Here is a 17,399-nt window from a genome sequence, read left to right on the forward strand (position 1 = left end):
TTTTATTACCAGTCGATCCCTTGCTGGGCCTGAATGCCCGCGTCAAAAGCGTGCTTCACGGGGCGCATTTCGGTAACGGTATCCGCCATCTCGGTTAGCGCGCGATGGCAGCCGCGGCCGGTCAGAATCACGCTCTGGTGGGCAGGGCGCGCGCGCAACGCCTGCTCCAGCTCCTCCAGCGGCAGGTAATCCATGCTTACCATGTAGGTGATCTCATCCAGCAGCACCAGATCCAGGCTGGCATCAGCCAGCATGCGTCTGGCGTGTTGCCACACCGCAAGGCAGGCGGCGGTGTCCACGGCGCGGCTTTGCGTCTCCCAGGTAAAGCCGGTCGCCATCACCTGAAATTCCACGCCGTGCTGTTCCAGCAGGTTGCGCTCGCCGTTGGGCCATTCCCCTTTAATAAACTGAATCACGCCGACCCTTTTGCCGTGTCCGACCGCGCGCAGAGCGGTGCCGAACGCAGCGGTGGTTTTTCCTTTGCCGTTGCCGGTAAATACCATCAGGACGCCGCGCGTGTCGGTCGCAGCGGCGATACGCGCGTCGACCTGTTCTTTTAGCCGCTGCTGACGCTGCTGGTGGCGATCGTCATGCATTATTCTGCCGCTCCGGGCTTACGGCCAGGCTGGGCGTCGAAGCTGATGCCTGTTTTACGGCGGCTGTCATCGCCCATAACATAAAGGTAGAGCGGCATTAAATCGGCGGGCGTCTTAAGCTTATTAGCATCTTCCTGCGGAAAGGCCGAGGCGCGCATTTTCGTGCGGGTGCCGCCGGGGTTAATACAGTTTACGCGCAGAGACTGATGTTTAAATTCATCCGCCAGCACCTGCATCATGCCTTCGGTCGCAAACTTCGACACTGCGTAGGCGCCCCAGCCCGCGCGGCCGGTGCGCCCTACGCTGGAGGTGGTAAACACCAGCGAACCGGCGCTGGATTTCAGCAGCAGCGGCAGCAGGGCCTGAGTCAGGAAAAAGGTGGCGTCGAGGTTAATCTGCATCACCTGCTGCCAGACCTGCGGGTCCAGCTCGGCCAGCGGCACGATTTCGCCCAGAATGCCGGCGTTATGCAGCACGCCGTCGAGGCGGGGGAACTGTTCCGCCAGCCGCTCGGCCAGCTGCCGACAGGATGCGGGCGTCGCCTGCGCCAGATCGAACACCAGGCTGTGCGCCGGCCGTAATCCCAGCTGGCTAATGCTCTGCTGAGTTTGCTCCAGCCGCGAGACATCGCGGCCCAGTAAAATGACTTCCGCGCCGTAACGCGCATAGGTGATGGCGGCTTCGCGGCCAATGCCGTCGGAAGCGCCGGTAACGAGAATGATGCGGTTTTGCAGCAGATCGCTTTTCGGTTGATAGTGCACAACGTAATCCTTGAGCGCGTAAACGGGTTTTGGGTTTTATGCCTCAATTCGCCGGAGGGTGCAATCATCCACAGGCGCTTTCTGTGCCGCCCGCTGGCATTTCAGGCGACGCGCGGCGCTAAACCCGGTAAACTCTCAGAACGGTGCTAATTCTCTGTTTAATAAGGCGGGGCAATGGATTTACTCTCCAGTTATGGATTATTTCTGGCCAAAGCGGTAACGGTTGTGGTGGCCGTGGCCGCCATCGTGGCCATTATCGTCAACGCGGCGCTGCGCAAGCGCAGTCAGGCTGCGGGTCAGCTACGCCTGACGCATCTGGGCGATGACTATCAGCAGATGAAGGAAGACCTGCAACTGGCCAAAATGAAGCCGCAGGTGCAAAAAGTGTGGCTGAAGCAGCATAAAAAAGAAGAAAAGCAGAAGGCGAAAGCCGAGAAGCGCGCGGCGAAACAGGGCGTAACAGCGCCCCAGAAACCCACGCTTTATGTTATTGATTTCAAAGGCAGTATGGATGCCGGCGAAGTAACGGCGCTGCGCGAAGAAGTCTCCGCCGTGCTGGCCGTAGCGGAGAAAGGCGATGAGGTGCTGCTGCGACTGGAAAGCCCTGGCGGCGTGGTGCACGGCTACGGTCTGGCCGCGTCGCAGCTACAGCGTCTGCGCGATCGCGGCCTGCGCGTCACGGCGGCGGTAGACAAAGTCGCCGCCAGCGGCGGCTATATGATGGCCTGCGTGGCGGATCGTATCGTCGCGGCCCCTTTTGCTATCCTCGGTTCTATTGGCGTGGTGGCGCAGATTCCTAACTTTAACCGCTTGCTCAAGCGCAATGATATTGATGTTGAACTGCACACCGCCGGGCAGTACAAACGCACGCTGACGCTGTTTGGCGAAAATACCGATGAAGGACGCGAGAAGTTTCAGGAAGATCTCAACGAAACGCACCTGTTATTTAAAGATTTTGTTCACCAGATGCGTCCTTCGCTGGACATCGATAAGGTCGCTACCGGCGAGCACTGGTATGGCCGTCAGGCGCTGGCGCTGAATCTGATTGACGACATCAGCACCAGCGATGAGCTGATCATCAGTCAGATGGATGTGTTTAACGTGCTGGGCGTACATTACGCGCGCCGTCGCAAAATGATCGATCGCGTCACGCACAGCGCAGGCTCCGTGGCGGAGCGACTGCTGATGAAGTGGTGGCAGCGCGGCGAAAAGCCGCTGCTGTAAGAGACAATCCCGGTTGCCAGCAGGCGGACCTGATAACCGCAAAGCGTTCTGCGCATCAGCGCGCGTTGTCATCGGGACGGGTTCGTCGCCTGTGTATCCTGTCATTAACGAACCCGGCTGCCGCCGGGTTTTTTACGCCAGGTGATAACGTGAAGAGAGCGTAAGGGCCAGATATTTAAATACGTTAAATACTGCGGTGGTTTTTGCCGTCGGCAAGCCTTCTTCGTCAAGAAAAAAGGGACCGCGAAACACCAGGACATCGCCCTGCTGAATCACATTATCCGCTTCGAGTCCGGCAAAATAATCATCATGCTCTCTGGCAAGCGCATTGGCCTTTTCCAGTAACTTCTGGTGTGAAATGGGCTGGGTACTATTCTGCATCTGTTGTCGCCTTTTTTGACATGCACAAAATCCTTTCTATATTACTTGCCGAAACCGCTGTGCGGCAAATCAACAAAATGTGGCAATTTCTGGCGCAAAATTAAACAGAGTGCTAATTAAGTTGCGTAACGAATTTTATCAGGTAGAGTGTGGGCGATTCAGATTTCAGGGAAATCACACCGGGAAGTGTGATTATGTCAGATGAAAAAATCGCATTTATTCATAACGTTGCATATGTATATGCCGCCTGACCTGAGATTGACCCCGCAGCCTTGAAAAGCAGAACAGGCGCAACAATATTGAACCCAATGGGTTTCAGGGCATCAAATCCTCTCCCGTTTATCAGGACGTTTTCATTAGGTAAAGGTACATATGGGTAAAGCACTCGTCATCGTTGAGTCCCCGGCAAAGGCCAAAACAATCAATAAATACCTCGGTAGTGACTACGTGGTGAAATCCAGCGTCGGTCATATCCGTGATTTGCCGACCAGTGGTTCAACCGCAAAAAAGAGTGCTGACGGGGCAGGCGACAAAAAAGCCAAAAAGGTTAAAAAAGATGAAAAAGCCGCGCTGGTTAGCCGAATGGGCGTGGACCCGTATCACGGCTGGAAGGCCGACTATCAAATCCTGCCCGGCAAGGAAAAAGTCGTTTCCGAGCTAAAAGCGCTGGCGGCAAATGCTGACCACATTTATCTCGCAACCGACCTTGACCGCGAAGGGGAAGCCATTGCCTGGCATCTGCGCGAAGTGATCGGCGGCGACGATAAACGCTTCAGCCGCGTCGTGTTTAATGAAATCACTAAGAATGCGATTCGTCAGGCCTTCGACACGCCTGGCGAACTGAATATCGACCGCGTTAATGCTCAGCAGGCGCGTCGTTTTATGGACCGCGTGGTGGGCTATATGGTCTCGCCGCTGCTGTGGAAAAAGATTGCGCGCGGTTTATCCGCCGGTCGCGTCCAGTCTGTGGCGGTGCGCCTCGTGGTTGAGCGCGAGCGCGAAATCAAAGCCTTTGTACCGGAAGAGTACTGGGAGCTGAATGCCGACCTCAATACGGCAAAAGGCGATCTGTTGACGATGTCCGTTACGCACCAGAACGACACTCCGTTCCGGCCGGTAAACGGCGACCAGACCCAGGCCGCCGTCGCGCTGCTGGAAAAGGCGCGTTTCGAGGTTATCGATCGCGAAGATAAACCCACCAGCAGTAAGCCTGGCGCGCCCTTTATTACCTCGACGCTTCAGCAGGCCGCCAGTACGCGACTTGGCTTCGGCGTGAAAAAAACCATGATGATGGCGCAGCGTCTGTACGAAGCGGGTCACATTACCTATATGCGTACCGACTCGACCAACCTGAGTCAGGATGCCATCGCGATGGCGCGCGGCTATATCGATAAAAACTTCGGCAAAAAATATCTGCCGGAAACGGCAAACACCTACGCCAGTAAAGAGAACTCGCAGGAAGCGCACGAAGCGATTCGTCCATCCGATGTGGATGTCGTGGCGGAAAAGCTCAAGGATATGGAAGCTGATGCGCAGAAGCTTTATCAGCTGATCTGGCGTCAGTTTGTCGCCTGTCAGATGGTGCCTGCCCAGTATGACTCCACGACGCTGACCGTGGCCGCCGCAGGGTTCAAACTGAAGGCCAAAGGCCGGACGCTGCGTTTCGACGGCTGGACGCGCGTGATGCCTGCGCTGCGTAAAAATGACGAAGACCATACGCTGCCGCCGGTAGAAAAAGGCGAAACGCTGGATCTTCAGCAGTTGATCCCCAGCCAGCACTTTACCAAGCCGCCTGCACGTTTCAGTGAAGCGTCGCTGGTGCGCGAGCTGGAAAAGCGCGGCATCGGCCGTCCTTCCACCTATGCGGCCATTATCTCCACCATTCAGGATCGCGGCTATGTGCGGGTAGAAAACCGCCGTTTCTACGCGGAAAAAATGGGGGAGATAGTTACCGATCGCCTGGAAGAGAATTTCCGCGATCTGATGAACTATGACTTCACCGCCACGATGGAAGACAGTCTCGATCAGGTTGCGAATAACCAGGCTGAATGGAAAGGGGTGCTGGATAACTTCTTCAGCGACTTTACTCAGCAGCTGGACAAGGCGGAGAAAGATCCCGAAGAGGGCGGCATGCAGCCGAACCAGATGGTTTTGACCTCTATCGACTGCCCGACCTGTGGACGCAAAATGGGTATCCGCACCGCCAGCACCGGCGTCTTCCTGGGCTGCTCTGGCTATGCGCTGCCGCCTAAAGAGCGCTGCAAGCAGACCATTAACCTGATCCCGGAAAATGAAGTGCTGAACGTGCTGGAAGGCGACGATGCGGAAACGAACGCGCTGCGCGCGCGCCGTCGCTGCCAGAAGTGCGGCACGGCGATGGACAGCTATCTGATCGATCCGCAACGCAAGCTGCACGTCTGTGGTAATAACCCGGAGTGCGACGGTTACGAAATCGAACAGGGCGAGTTCCGTATCAAAGGCTATGACGGTCCGATCGTCGAGTGCGAGAAGTGCGGCTCTGAAATGCATCTGAAAATGGGGCGTTTCGGCAAGTACATGGCCTGTACCAACGATGAGTGTAAAAATACGCGTAAGATCCTGCGCAACGGCGAAGTCGCGCCACCGAAAGAAGATCCGGTGCCGCTGCCTGAACTGCCCTGCGAAAAATCAGACGCCTATTTCGTACTGCGCGACGGCGCGGCCGGCGTTTTCCTCGCCGCGAATACCTTCCCGAAATCGCGTGAAACTCGCGCGCCATTAGTGGAAGAGCTACAGCGTTTCAAAGATCGCCTGCCGGAAAAACTGCGCTATCTGGCAGAGGCACCAGCAGCCGATCCAGAGGGAAATAAAACCCTGGTGCGTTTTAGCCGCAAAACCAAACAGCAGTATGTTGCCTCTGAGAAAGAGGGCAAAGCGACAGGCTGGTCGGCCTTCTATATCGACGGTCAGTGGCAGGAAGCGAAAAAGTAACGCCTCTCCTTTATATAAGGCCAGCTCAGCTGGCCTTTTTCTTAGCCTTATATCAAAACGTTCTACATTCCTCCTCGCGATGATATAGTGGTTATAGCATTTCCGACATGTCCCGATGCTTTGCATCTTTTCTCACCGATACGGCGAAAAAAAACGTCAATCGGGGATGCCGCTCTGTAGCTTACTGGGATGGAACAGATATGAAATTGCAGCAGTTGCGCTATATCGTCGAAGTGGTGAATCACAACCTGAACGTCTCTTCGACCGCAGAAGGGCTTTATACTTCTCAGCCAGGCATCAGTAAGCAGGTGCGCATGCTGGAAGATGAACTGGGCGTACAAATTTTTGCGCGCAGCGGCAAACATTTAACCCAGGTTACCCCTGCCGGCGAAGAGATTATCCGTATCGCGCGTGAAGTGTTGTCCAAGGTCGATGCGATTAAATCGGTCGCCGGCGAGCATACCTGGCCGGATAAAGGGTCGCTGTACGTTGCGACCACGCACACGCAGGCGCGCTATGCGCTGCCTGGGGTTATCAAAGGCTTTATTGAGCGCTATCCGCGCGTGTCGCTGCATATGCATCAAGGCTCGCCTACTCAGATCGCCGAGGCGGTTTCCAAAGGCAATGCGGACTTTGCCATTGCAACCGAAGCTCTGCACCTCTATGACGATTTGATTATGCTGCCTTGTTATCACTGGAATCGCGCCATTGTTGTGACGCCCGATCATCCGCTGGCAGGGAAGAGTCAGGTATCGATTCAGGAGCTGGCGGAGTATCCGCTGGTGACCTATACCTTCGGCTTTACCGGACGCTCAGAGCTGGATACCGCTTTTAACCGCGCCGGGCTGACGCCGCGTATTGTATTTACCGCAACGGACGCTGACGTTATTAAAACTTATGTCAGACTGGGGCTGGGCGTCGGCGTTATCGCCAGTATGGCGGTCGATCCTGTTGCCGATCCGGACCTCGTGCGCATCGAAGCTGCGGAAATATTCACCAACAGCACGACGAAAATCGGCTTCCGCCGCAGCACCTTCCTGCGTAGCTATATGTATGATTTTATTCAGCGCTTTGCCCCGCATTTGACGCGTGACGTGGTGGATGCGGCGGTTGCGCTGCGCTCAAATGAAGACATTGAAGCGATGTTCAAAGATATAAAGCTGCCGTTCAAGTAGCGCGTCATACTCGTTAACGTTGTTAAAGGCTGCCTCAGGCGGCCTTTTTTGTGCGTAGCGGTTAGCGCCACCTTAATGTCGAAAAATTTTATTATTTTTTTGTAAATGAAACACCGATCACATGTTTTTCTGTTTAGCTTTCTTAAATGAGAAACAGTACACAAAATTAACTTTGCCGCTTTGCGCACTGCCAGGATTATTCCCATACTCCAGTTAAGACCTGATGAGAAGCCTCTTTAAATCAGATTCTTTTAAGCTAACTCAAATTTAACGTGGTACTAATCGTAATTTAACTCAAATTTGCAATGTAATAATTTAATTAAGGAAATGTATTGCGCTTCATTATTACTTAAGTAATTTCGAACTTTTGATAAATAGCGTTAATCGTAGTACTCAATAAAAATAACTGGATTTTCGGCCTTAATGAGTTTAGGATTCGTCCTAAATCTTAATCGATGTTAACAATCGTTTTATTGAGAGTGATTATCAAAAACTATGGCTACGAGACTGACTGTACAACCCGACTTCCGGGCAAAAAGCACCAAGGTTGAGCGCTCTGGTAATATTCGTCGCAAGGCCTGGTTAACCGTGATAGCTGCTTCTGCGCTGTTCTGGGTAGTTGTCGCATTGATGATCTGGCGTATATGGGGTTAAGCCATGTGGGCAAATACACTCAGCCGTAAACAACTGTTATCCGCGCCTCAGCTCAAAGCGCCTGCCTGTAAAGGCAAAGAAAATAGCGTGACGGATCAGAAAGTGACGATTCCAGATAGCTGGGACCTGAGTGACAATCAGCGTCGCTTCATCGAATCTATCATGGACTCGAAAGCTAAATAAGCGGTCAACGTTTACTGGCGAAGCCAGTATTACTCTTCTTTCCGGCGTTCCGGTGGGCAAATTTACAGCCCGGTCTTAACACTCAGCATATAAAAAGGGTGTCATCACAAATGATGACAGCAGGACTTTTTTACGCCCGTTTTCGGGAGGAGTGATGTATGAATATGATTAAGATGTCATGGCTAAGCGCTTACGCCTTCTCATTTGCATTCTGGGCCGCTGCCGTCTGGATTGCCGTTTAACACTCGCGCGCTAAATTCGTTTTCTTTTCTGACGCCTCGCACTCTGTGCGGGGCGTTTTTCGTTTGCCTGCCGAAACAGTGTGGCAATTCGTGTTGTAATCAAAACGTTAAGGAAAATGTAGTCTATCTTTAACATAAACCTTGTTCTCTCTGAGGTTAACGCGATCACGATAAGAAAAGGAGGAGCTATGTCGGAAACCCTACGCGAACAGAGTCAGGACACGCTACAGGTCGACGAGCAGCAGTATCATATTTTTAGTCTTCCCCGCGCCGCCCAACACCTCGGCAGTATTGAACGCCTTCCTAAATCGCTAAAAGTGCTGCTGGAAAATCTGCTGCGCTGGCAGGATGGCGACTCTGTGACTGAAGAAGATATTCGCGCGCTGGTGGCCTGGCAGCAGGATGCTCACGCCGACCGGGAAATCGCCTATCGGCCTGCACGCGTATTAATGCAGGATTTTACCGGGGTGCCTGCGGTAGTGGATCTGGCGGCAATGCGTGAAGCCGTTAAGCGACTGGGCGGCGATGTGGCGAAAGTGAACCCACTGTCGCCGGTTGACCTGGTGATTGACCACTCGGTGACGGTTGACCGCTTCGGCGATGACAGCGCCTTTGAAGAGAATGTGCAGCTGGAGATGGAACGTAACCACGAGCGCTACGTCTTTTTACGCTGGGGCCAGAAAGCCTTTAATAAATTCCGCGTCGTGCCGCCCGGCACCGGCATCTGTCATCAGGTTAACCTGGAATATCTGGGCAAATCGGTCTGGCACGAACAAATTGACGGCAAACAGTTCGCCTGGCCCGATACGCTGGTCGGCACCGATTCCCATACCACAATGATCAACGCGCTGGGCGTACTCGGGTGGGGCGTCGGCGGCATAGAAGCCGAGGCGGCGATGCTGGGACAGCCGGTTTCAATGCTGATCCCGGATGTGGTCGGCTTTAAGCTGACGGGTAAATTACGGCCGGGGATTACCGCGACCGATCTGGTCCTCACCGTTACGCAGATGCTGCGTAAGCACGGCGTGGTCGGCAAATTTGTTGAGTTTTATGGCGATGGTCTGGCCGATCTGCCGCTTGCGGATCGCGCGACCATTGCCAATATGGCCCCTGAATATGGCGCCACCTGCGGCTTCTTCCCGATCGATGACGTTACGCTGGGCTACCTGACGCTAACGGGTCGCGATGCCGAACAGGTTGCGCTGGTTGAAGCCTTTGCGAAAACGCAGGGACTGTGGCGTAACCCCGGTGACGAACCCATCTTCACCAGCTCGCTGTCGCTGGATATGCATGAAGTTGAGTCCAGCATTGCCGGTCCTAAACGTCCACAGGATCGCGTTGCGCTTGGTGACGTGCCCGCCGCGTTTAACGCCAGCAATGAGCTGGAGGTTAATCATACCCAGCCGGTGCATAAAACGGTCACCTATACCGACAGCGAGACGGGCCTGAGTCATGAGCTGGAAGATGGCGCGGTGGTAATCAGCGCCATTACTTCCTGCACCAATACCTCTAACCCCAGCGTATTGATGGCGGCTGGCCTGCTGGCGAAAAAGGCGGTTGAGCGCGGACTGAAGCGTCAGCCCTGGGTGAAAGCCTCGCTGGCGCCAGGTTCCAAAGTGGTTTCCGACTACCTGGCCGTCGCGCAGCTGACGCCTTATCTCGATAAGCTCGGCTTTAACCTGGTGGGGTATGGCTGCACCACCTGCATCGGCAACTCCGGGCCGCTGCCTGATGAAATTGAAGCGGCGATCAAACAGGGCGACATCACCGTCGGGGCGGTGCTCTCCGGTAACCGCAACTTCGAAGGCCGTATTCATCCGCTGGTAAAAACCAACTGGCTGGCGTCGCCGCCTCTGGTGGTTGCTTACGCGCTGGCGGGAAACATGAAGGTCAACCTGCAAACGGAACCGCTGGGTCAGGATCGTCAGGGCAGGGATGTTTTCCTGAAAGACATCTGGCCATCGCCAGAAGAGATCGCCACGGCAGTGCAGCAGGTCACCAGCGACATGTTCCATAAAGAGTATGCCGAAGTGTTCTACGGCACGCAGGAGTGGCAGCAGATCAAGGTGAGCGAAGCGGCCACCTACGCCTGGGATGAGGGATCGACCTATATTCGCCTGTCGCCTTTCTTTGATGATATGGAGCGCGAGCCGAAGCCGGTGCAGGACATCAAGGGCGCGCGCGTACTGGCGATGCTGGGCGATTCGGTTACGACCGACCATATCTCTCCGGCGGGCAGCATTAAGGCCGACAGCCCGGCGGGGCGCTATCTTCAGGCGCACGGCGTCGATCGCGCTGACTTTAACTCCTACGGCTCCCGCCGCGGCAACCATGAAGTGATGATGCGCGGCACCTTCGCCAATATCCGTATTCGTAACGAAATGGTGCCGGGCGTGGAAGGCGGCTATACCCGGCATATTCCCAGCGGCGAGCAGCTGGCCATCTATGATGCGGCGATGAAGTATCAGGAAGAAGGAACGCCGCTGGCGGTCATTGCCGGTAAAGAGTATGGCTCCGGCTCCAGCCGCGACTGGGCAGCGAAAGGCCCGCGTTTGCAGGGCGTACGGGTGGTAATCGCCGAATCCTTTGAGCGTATCCACCGTTCTAACCTGATTGGTATGGGTATTTTGCCGCTGGAGTTTGCGCCAGGCACCACGCGCAAAACCTTGCAGCTGACTGGGGAAGAGCTGTTTGACATTGAAAATCTTGCGCAGCTGCAACCGGGATGCACGGTCAAGGTTACCATGACGCGCCCGGACGGCACGCAGGAGACGCTGGAAACGCGCTGCCGTATCGATACCGGTAATGAGCTGACCTATTACCGCAACGACGGCATCCTGCACTATGTCATTCGCAATATGCTGAACTAAAGAAAACGCCGGGCAATGCCCGGCGTTTCTTTTTCCGTCTGACAGCGATCGCGAAGCGCGCGTTTCGACCTGCGTAAAACGGATCTCTGTTTAAAACGCGTCCGTTAACGAACCGGCGCATTGCGTCACGCCTAACGCCGTCCGGGGTTATTCTCCCCGCCGCATAGCGCGCGGTGCTTCACGCCGTGCGATCTGTGTCTTAGCCGCCGGGCGCTAAACCAGTTCTGCTATTCAGACCTGGGCAGCAAATGGCCCATCTTCTCGGCTTTAGTATCCAGATAGTGCGCATTTTTCGGGTTACGGCCCACGATCAGCGGCACGCGCTCAACGATATTGATGCCGGCTTCCGTAAGGATCTCGACTTTACGCGGGTTATTGGTCAGCAACCGCACCTCGTTCACCCCCAGCAGTTTAAACATATCGGCGCACAGCGTGAAATCGCGCTCGTCAGCGGCAAAACCCAGCTGGTGGTTCGCCTCGACGGTATCGTAGCCTTTATCCTGTAGCGCATAGGCGCGGATCTTATTCAGTAAACCGATGTTGCGGCCTTCCTGACGATGATACAGCAGCACGCCGCGGCCCTCTTCGGCAATGGCGTTAAGCGCCGCTTCCAGCTGAAACCCACAATCGCAGCGTAAACTGAACAGCGCGTCGCCGGTCAGGCATTCCGAATGGACGCGCGCCAGCACGGGCGTGTTATCGCTGATGTCGCCGTAAACCAGCGCGACGTGATCGTGACCGGTTGCCAGTTCTTCAAAACCTACCATGAGGAAATCGCCCCAGGGCGTGGGCAGTTTGGCTTCTGCCACCCGTTTAAGCTGCATGTGACTCTCCAGAACCTTCAGAGGATGCGCTATTCTAAAACAGCGCACAGGCCAGTATGGCCTGAAAAAATTGACAATATTGTGCCACAACGTGAAGTTAGGCTGGTAATTTGTCGGAACGATTGTAGTGATAAAGCACAATTATCCAATGCGCAACAGGTTATGTTATTATTTTTAAAGATAAAGTTATTATCAGACGGTGACTAACCGCCGTGGCGAGGAAAAAGGATGCTGGAAATTTTACGTCGTACCACGGCAGGTATGCTGCTGCTGCTGATCATACCGGTTGCGGTCTGGCTGTCTGGATGGCAATGGCAGCCTGGGGAAAGCAATACGCTGCTGCGTTTTCTTTTCTGGATGACGGAAACGGTGACCCGTCCCTGGGGAACCCTGACCAGCGCGCTGCTCAGCCTGTGGGTGTTGTGGTGTCTGCGTTTTCGCCTCAAGCCGGCCTTACTGCTGCTGATCATCATGAATGCGACGATCCTCAGCGGCCAGTACACCAAATCCTATATTAAAGATCAGGTGCAGGAGCCGCGCCCCTATGTGGTCTGGCTGGAGCATCATCACGGGCTGGACGAGCGCGAGTTTTACAGCATGACGCGTAAAGAACGCAGCCAGCGCGTGGATGAGCTGCTTGCCAGCGACCAGCTGCTGCCGGGCTGGCTGAAGCGTCACTGGGCGTTTGAAACCGGTTTCGCCTTTCCTTCCGGCCACACGCTGTTTGCCGCCAGCTGGGCATTGCTGGCGATTGGTCTGCTCTGGCCGCGCCGCCGCTATATCACGATTGCTGTTATTGGCGTCTGGGCCGGCGCGGTTATGGCCAGCCGACTGCTGCTGGGGATGCACTGGCCGGGGGATCTGGCAGTGGCGGTGTTTCTCTCCTGGATTCTGGTCTCGCTGGCCACCTGGCTGGCGCAGCGCTTCTGCGGGCCGCTCACCTTACCGCCGGAAGAGCGAAAGGAAGTGTCACAGCGGGAAAGTGGATTGTAATTCGGTGATTTATCCCCATATTATTGATTGCGCTTGCGTAAAAGCCATTCGCCTGGCGTTGCAGGGAGCAGCAATGTTGCCGCTTTTTTGGCATACTTCTACCAGATAACCTCACAACAGGATGCACTGTGAAATATTTGCTGATTTTCTTAGTGGTATTGGTCATTTTCATTATTTCCGTCACCTTAGGCGCGCACAACGACCAGGTCATCACCTTCAACTATCTGCTGGCGCAGGGCGAATTTCGCATTTCTACGCTGCTGGCTGCCCTGTTTGGCGCAGGCTTTGTCCTGGGCTGGGCCATTTGCGGACTTTTCTGGCTCCGGGTACGCGTCTCGCTGGGGCATGCGCAGCGCAAAATCAAACGTATGCAGAGCCAGCTGGATAAAAGTAATCAGCCCGTGACGTCATCGACGTCTGTCGCGGGTCGGGAATAACCCTCCATGCTTGAATTGCTGTTTCTGTTACTGCCCGTCGCAGCGGCTTATGGCTGGTATATGGGGCGACGCAGCGCGCAACAGGACAAGCAACAGGAAGCGAGCCGCCTGTCGCGAGATTACGTTGCAGGCGTTAACTTTTTGCTTTCTAACCAGCAGGATAAAGCGGTCGATCTGTTCCTCGATATGCTTAAAGAGGACAGCGGCGCGGTTGAGGCGCATCTCACGCTGGGAAATCTGTTTCGTTCGCGAGGCGAGGTGGATCGCGCGATACGCATCCACCAGTCGCTGATGGAAAGCGCCTCCTTAACCTACGATCAGCGCCTGCTGGCTATCCAGCAACTGGGCCGCGACTATATGGCCGCCGGACTTTACGATCGTGCGGAAGATATGTTTAAGCAGCTCACGGACGAAACAGATTTTCGCATCGGCGCGCTGCAACAGCTGCTGCTTATCCATCAGGCCACCAGCGACTGGCAGCAGGCGATAGAGGTTGCTGAGCGGCTGGTTAAGCTGGGCAAAGATAAGCAGAAGGGCGAAATCGCCCACTTTTACTGTGAACTGGCGCTACAGGCGATGAGCAGCGACGATCTGGATCGCGCCATGAGTCTGCTGAAAAAAGGCGAAGCGGCGGATCGCCAGAGCGCGCGCGTCTCAATCATGATGGGACGTATCCTGATTGAAAAGGGCGAGTATGCGAAAGCCATCGATCACCTTCAGCGCGTGCTGGATCAGGATAAAGAGCTGGTGAGTGAAACGCTGCCTATGCTGGAGACCTGCTATCAGCGGCTTAATCAGCCTGACGCCTGGGCCGCCTTTCTTCAGCGCTGCGTGGAGGAGAACACCGGCGCGGCGGCAGAACTCTATATGTCCGATATTCTGGAGCGCCAGGAGGGGCCGGAGTCTGCGCAGCTTTATATTAATCGCCAGCTACAGCGTCATCCCACGATGCGCGTCTTTCATCGGCTGATGAATTATCACCTGCACGAAGCGGAAGACGGACGCGCCAAAGAGAGTCTGATGGTACTGCGCGATATGGTAGGGGAGCAGATCCGGACCAAACCACGCTACCGCTGCCAGAAATGTGGCTTTACCGCGCATGCGCTCTACTGGCACTGTCCTTCCTGCCGCACCTGGTCCTCAGTCAAACCGATTCGCGGACTTGACGGTCAGTAACGGGCCGCTAAGTCTGCCGCTTTGCTCGCCTTCTTAGTTACAACATACTAAGTAGCGGTCAATACCATTCCGCGCAACAGCGTGCAACTTCTCGTCAGGCAGGGCGCTCTGGCGCCGCAAACGTTGTCGCTGGCCTGACGCGCGGGTAGAATGCTTGCCGTTTGTCTCACCCGTCTGTTGCCGTCTACTACGAGGAAATGCCATGCCCTTATCGCCAACCGTGACCCCATCGCCCATTCTCGTGGCGCTTGATTATCACGATCTCAACAGCGCATTGCGTTTTGTCGACCAGATTGATCCGCAGAGCTGCCGACTGAAAGTGGGCAAAGAGATGTTTACGCTGTTTGGCCCGACGCTGGTAAAAGATTTGCAGCAGCGGGGCTTTGAGGTCTTTCTCGACCTTAAATTTCATGACATTCCCAATACCACAGCGCATGCCGTGGCGGCGGCGGCCGATCTTGGCGTCTGGATGGTCAATGTGCACGCCAGCGGCGGGGCGCGCATGATGAATGCGGCGCGCGAAGCGCTGCTGCCTTTTGGGAAAGATGCGCCGCTGCTGATTGCGGTAACGGTATTGACCAGCATGGACGCCGACGACCTGCGCGGTCTCGGTATTACCCTGTCGCCGGCCGAGCAGGCTGAGCGTCTGGCGAAACTGACGCATGAATGCGGTCTGGATGGCGTGGTCTGTTCAGCTCAGGAAGCCACGCGCTTTAAAACGGTTCTTGGCGCGGACTTCAAATTAGTTACGCCTGGGATCCGCCCGGCGGGCAGCGATGCCGGCGATCAGCGCCGTATTATGACGCCGCAGCAGGCGAAACAGGCGGGCGTAGACTATATGGTGATCGGACGTCCCATTACCCAGTCAGCCACCCCAGCCGCCACGCTGTCGGCTATTTTAACCAGCCTTGAGGAGTCCTGATGAGCCGCGATAATCCCCTGGTTTATTCAACAGAGACGGGCCGCATAGCGCAGCCTGAAGAAAAAACTGAACGCCCAAAAGGCGACGGTATTGTTCGTATTCAGCGTCAGACCAGCGGACGTAAAGGCAAGGGCGTCTGCCTTATCACGGGTCTCGATATGGACGATGCGGAGTTGGTCAGGCTGGGCGCTGAGCTAAAGAAAAAGTGCGGCTGCGGCGGTTCAGTTAAAGAGGGCGTCATTGAAATTCAGGGCGACAAGCGCGATCTGCTCAAGCAACTACTGGAAGCAAAAGGGCTGAAGGTTAAACTGGCGGGTGGCTAGTAAAACGGGCTACAACGGTAGCCCGATAAGTGTGTAGATGCGCTGCGTAGCCTTATTTTATCAATATCAATCAGCTTTAATCGACCTGATGGCCGATAATACCGCCCACTGCTGCGCCGCCCAGGGTACCCAGCGCGCTGCCGTGCGTTAACACTGAACCACCAATTGCGCCTGCTCCTGCGCCGATAGCGGTGTTACGATCGCGTTTTGACCAGTTTGAACAGCCGCTTAGCGCGACAACTAAAGTGGTAGCCAAAACGGTGGCGGTAATACGTTTCATGGTTGTTGTCATAACTTCTCCTTGGTTGTGCTCACAGAGGCAACGTCCTAAGTATAGGTGGTTTTTTCCTCTGGTCTGTTATCTGCTCCGATTACGCCATCGCTTCTTCCATGAAGATGCCGATCTGCCTTTCACTCTGGACAATGTGGTCTCGAGCAGATAAACGCGGGCGGAAAATAGATCCGTCCATTGCGTGAGGGGATTCTATGCTTTATGCAAATTTTCCGAAGAGGGAAGATTCCTAATTCACGCCACATTTTTCACTTTTTAGCTGTTTCCGCCTGCTTATCCAGCTATTCGCTCCATAACGTTTTTGCGCGACGCCTGCACAATTTCAGGAATAAATCAGAGCAGGAGAATGCAATGCTGGAACAACTCAAACAGCAGGTTCTGGAAGCAAACCTGGACTTGCCGCGCTACAACCTTGTGACCTTTACCTGGGGAAACGTCAGCGCCGTCGATCGGGAACAGGGGGTGCTGGTCATTAAACCTTCTGGCGTGAGCTATGCCAGCATGAAACGCGACGATATGGTGGTGGTCGATCTCGCCAGCGGACAGGTTATCGAGGGCGACAAACGTCCTTCGTCCGATACCGCGACGCACCGCGCGCTCTATCTGGCCTGGCCTGAAACCGGCGGCATCGTCCATACGCATTCACGTCACGCCACCATCTGGGCGCAGGCCGGTCGGGCGATCCCGGCGTGGGGAACCACGCATGCCGATGACTTTTACGGCGAGATACCCTGCACCCGCGCCATGCGCGACGAAGAAATTCACAACGACTATGAATGGAATACCGGCAGGGTCATTATTGAAACTTTCGCCCAGCGCGAACTGTCGCCCAGCGCTATTCCGGCAGTGCTGGTAAATTCCCACGGGCCGTTTGCCTGGGGGCGTGACGCGCACGCGGCGGTGCATAGCGCCGTGGTGCTGGAGGAGGTTGCCTATATGGGGCTGTTCAGCCAGCAGCTGCGCGCCGATCTGCCGCCTATCAATCAGGCGCTGCTCGACCTACACTATCAGCGGAAACATGGCGAAAACGCCTGGTATGGCCAGAAAGCCTAACCTGGCTCGCCTGCGTCTATCCAGAGCTGCTTCTGAACGCTGCGGCGACTCTCTTGACCACGCCAGACGGCACTCGCCGCGACGCAAATGCGTCAGTATCCGTCCCGCAACAGACGCGCCTCAGCATTGGGGCGCGTCTTTTTTATGCCGTGCGCGCCGAGGCGGCAGTCGCATCCGCTCTCCAGCTTTTGTGGGATGCAGGCAGTCATAACGGCGGCTTCAGGCCTGGTATGGCGACTCCGATCAATTTTATGAAACATAACACTCACAAAAATTAAAACAGCGTTTCAATTTTGTGCGTGATCACTGTTTTCCCCTCACTC

17 protein-coding genes are annotated in these 17,399 nt (G+C 55.2%); 12 read left to right on the top strand and 5 right to left on the bottom strand.

Going from position 1 to position 17,399, the window contains the following annotated elements; genetic code table 11:
• Positions 1-5 precede the first annotated feature (5 nt).
• Both cobO and BBB56_RS07325 read right to left on the bottom strand, forming a co-directional pair.
• Positions 6-596: a cob(I)yrinic acid a,c-diamide adenosyltransferase gene (gene cobO / locus BBB56_RS07320; RefSeq protein WP_123800246.1), complete on the bottom strand. Its 591-nt coding sequence runs from the start codon at positions 594-596 to the stop codon at positions 6-8.
• On the bottom strand, positions 596-1,357 hold the full coding sequence (locus BBB56_RS07325) for a YciK family oxidoreductase (protein ID WP_123800248.1): 762 nt from the start codon (positions 1,355-1,357) through the stop codon (positions 596-598). Before BBB56_RS07325 ends, cobO begins: the two co-directional genes overlap by 1 nt.
• Before the next feature lie 174 nt (positions 1,358-1,531).
• On the opposite strand from BBB56_RS07325, the gene sohB reads away from it, so the two are divergent.
• Positions 1,532-2,581, top strand: coding sequence for a protease SohB (gene sohB / locus BBB56_RS07330; RefSeq protein WP_123800251.1), 1,050 nt, complete (start codon positions 1,532-1,534; stop codon positions 2,579-2,581).
• A gap of 132 nt (positions 2,582-2,713) precedes the next feature.
• Here sohB and BBB56_RS07335 read toward each other — a convergent pair whose 3' ends face one another.
• Positions 2,714-2,962 (bottom strand): DUF2498 family protein, encoded by a 249-nt coding sequence (locus tag BBB56_RS07335; protein WP_123800253.1) that lies wholly within the window; start codon positions 2,960-2,962, stop codon positions 2,714-2,716.
• 372 nt (positions 2,963-3,334) lie between these two features.
• Here BBB56_RS07335 and topA point away from each other — a divergent pair, with 372 nt between their 5' ends.
• The 5 genes from topA (at position 3,335) to acnA (ending at position 11,056) form a co-directional block, all read left to right on the top strand.
• On the top strand, positions 3,335-5,932 hold the full coding sequence (topA, locus tag BBB56_RS07340) for a type I DNA topoisomerase (RefSeq protein WP_123800255.1): 2,598 nt from the start codon (positions 3,335-3,337) through the stop codon (positions 5,930-5,932).
• Between the two features lie 200 nt (positions 5,933-6,132).
• Positions 6,133-7,107, top strand: a complete 975-nt coding sequence (cysB, locus tag BBB56_RS07345; RefSeq protein ID WP_123800257.1) for an HTH-type transcriptional regulator CysB — start codon at positions 6,133-6,135, stop codon at positions 7,105-7,107.
• Between the two features lie 495 nt (positions 7,108-7,602).
• Positions 7,603-7,761, top strand: coding sequence for a YmiA family putative membrane protein (locus tag BBB56_RS07350; protein ID WP_120454073.1), 159 nt, complete (start codon positions 7,603-7,605; stop codon positions 7,759-7,761).
• A 3-nt stretch (positions 7,762-7,764) separates the two neighbouring features.
• Complete coding sequence (locus BBB56_RS24045; protein WP_123800259.1) at positions 7,765-7,944, top strand: YciX family protein; 180 nt, start codon at positions 7,765-7,767, stop codon at positions 7,942-7,944.
• A gap of 430 nt (positions 7,945-8,374) precedes the next feature.
• Positions 8,375-11,056, top strand: a complete 2,682-nt coding sequence (gene acnA, locus BBB56_RS07360; RefSeq protein ID WP_123800260.1) for an aconitate hydratase AcnA — start codon at positions 8,375-8,377, stop codon at positions 11,054-11,056.
• Between the two features lie 227 nt (positions 11,057-11,283).
• On the opposite strand, the gene ribA is transcribed toward acnA, so the two are convergent.
• The gene (ribA, locus tag BBB56_RS07365; RefSeq protein WP_123800262.1) at positions 11,284-11,880 is read right to left on the bottom strand and encodes a GTP cyclohydrolase II; all 597 of its coding nucleotides are present in this window, start codon (positions 11,878-11,880) and stop codon (positions 11,284-11,286) included.
• A 228-nt stretch (positions 11,881-12,108) separates the two neighbouring features.
• Here ribA and pgpB point away from each other — a divergent pair, with 228 nt between their 5' ends.
• From pgpB to yciH, 5 genes are all read left to right on the top strand, one after another.
• Positions 12,109-12,873 carry a phosphatidylglycerophosphatase B gene (gene pgpB, locus BBB56_RS07370; protein WP_123800264.1) on the top strand — a complete coding sequence of 255 codons (765 nt, stop codon included), beginning with the start codon at positions 12,109-12,111 and terminating at the stop codon, positions 12,871-12,873.
• A 128-nt stretch (positions 12,874-13,001) separates the two neighbouring features.
• Positions 13,002-13,310: a LapA family protein gene (locus BBB56_RS07375; RefSeq protein WP_123800266.1), complete on the top strand. Its 309-nt coding sequence runs from the start codon at positions 13,002-13,004 to the stop codon at positions 13,308-13,310.
• Positions 13,311-13,316: 6 nt separating this feature from the next.
• Positions 13,317-14,486, top strand: coding sequence for a lipopolysaccharide assembly protein LapB (lapB, locus tag BBB56_RS07380; RefSeq protein ID WP_123800268.1), 1,170 nt, complete (start codon positions 13,317-13,319; stop codon positions 14,484-14,486).
• A gap of 202 nt (positions 14,487-14,688) precedes the next feature.
• A complete protein-coding gene (pyrF, locus tag BBB56_RS07385; protein ID WP_199756210.1) occupies positions 14,689-15,408 on the top strand; it encodes an orotidine-5'-phosphate decarboxylase in 720 nt (239 codons plus the stop codon).
• The gene (yciH, locus tag BBB56_RS07390; protein WP_123800270.1) at positions 15,408-15,731 is read left to right on the top strand and encodes a stress response translation initiation inhibitor YciH; all 324 of its coding nucleotides are present in this window, start codon (positions 15,408-15,410) and stop codon (positions 15,729-15,731) included. The genes pyrF and yciH overlap by 1 nt, the downstream gene beginning before the upstream one ends.
• Before the next feature lie 76 nt (positions 15,732-15,807).
• Here the strand turns inward: yciH and osmB are convergent, their stop codons facing one another.
• The gene (gene osmB, locus BBB56_RS07395; RefSeq protein WP_123800272.1) at positions 15,808-16,023 is read right to left on the bottom strand and encodes an osmotically-inducible lipoprotein OsmB; all 216 of its coding nucleotides are present in this window, start codon (positions 16,021-16,023) and stop codon (positions 15,808-15,810) included.
• Between the two features lie 351 nt (positions 16,024-16,374).
• Here osmB and araD point away from each other — a divergent pair, with 351 nt between their 5' ends.
• The gene (gene araD, locus BBB56_RS07400; protein ID WP_123800274.1) at positions 16,375-17,076 is read left to right on the top strand and encodes an L-ribulose-5-phosphate 4-epimerase; all 702 of its coding nucleotides are present in this window, start codon (positions 16,375-16,377) and stop codon (positions 17,074-17,076) included.
• Positions 17,077-17,399: the final 323 nt, after the last annotated feature.

The organism is Candidatus Pantoea deserta (assembly GCF_003813865.1).
Classification (GTDB): Bacteria; Pseudomonadota; Gammaproteobacteria; order Enterobacterales; family Enterobacteriaceae; genus Pantoea; species Pantoea deserta.

What these genes read in the sequence shown, in the direction of transcription:
- BBB56_RS24045 (WP_123800259.1), top strand. Translation starts at nt 7,765, where the DNA reads ATGTGGGCAAATACACTCAGCCGTAAACAACTGTTATCCGCGCCTCAG.
- cysB (WP_123800257.1), top strand. Translation starts at nt 6,133, where the DNA reads ATGAAATTGCAGCAGTTGCGCTATATCGTCGAAGTGGTGAATCACAAC.
- yciH (WP_123800270.1), top strand. Translation starts at nt 15,408, where the DNA reads ATGAGCCGCGATAATCCCCTGGTTTATTCAACAGAGACGGGCCGCATA.
- acnA (WP_123800260.1), top strand. Translation starts at nt 8,375, where the DNA reads ATGTCGGAAACCCTACGCGAACAGAGTCAGGACACGCTACAGGTCGAC.
- BBB56_RS07335 (WP_123800253.1), bottom strand. Translation starts at nt 2,962, where the DNA reads ATGCAGAATAGTACCCAGCCCATTTCACACCAGAAGTTACTGGAAAAG.
- pyrF (WP_199756210.1), top strand. Translation starts at nt 14,689, where the DNA reads ATGCCCTTATCGCCAACCGTGACCCCATCGCCCATTCTCGTGGCGCTT.
- cobO (WP_123800246.1), bottom strand. Translation starts at nt 596, where the DNA reads ATGCATGACGATCGCCACCAGCAGCGTCAGCAGCGGCTAAAAGAACAG.
- osmB (WP_123800272.1), bottom strand. Translation starts at nt 16,023, where the DNA reads ATGACAACAACCATGAAACGTATTACCGCCACCGTTTTGGCTACCACT.
- pgpB (WP_123800264.1), top strand. Translation starts at nt 12,109, where the DNA reads ATGCTGGAAATTTTACGTCGTACCACGGCAGGTATGCTGCTGCTGCTG.
- BBB56_RS07350 (WP_120454073.1), top strand. Translation starts at nt 7,603, where the DNA reads ATGGCTACGAGACTGACTGTACAACCCGACTTCCGGGCAAAAAGCACC.
- sohB (WP_123800251.1), top strand. Translation starts at nt 1,532, where the DNA reads ATGGATTTACTCTCCAGTTATGGATTATTTCTGGCCAAAGCGGTAACG.
- ribA (WP_123800262.1), bottom strand. Translation starts at nt 11,880, where the DNA reads ATGCAGCTTAAACGGGTGGCAGAAGCCAAACTGCCCACGCCCTGGGGC.
- araD (WP_123800274.1), top strand. Translation starts at nt 16,375, where the DNA reads ATGCTGGAACAACTCAAACAGCAGGTTCTGGAAGCAAACCTGGACTTG.
- topA (WP_123800255.1), top strand. Translation starts at nt 3,335, where the DNA reads ATGGGTAAAGCACTCGTCATCGTTGAGTCCCCGGCAAAGGCCAAAACA.
- lapB (WP_123800268.1), top strand. Translation starts at nt 13,317, where the DNA reads ATGCTTGAATTGCTGTTTCTGTTACTGCCCGTCGCAGCGGCTTATGGC.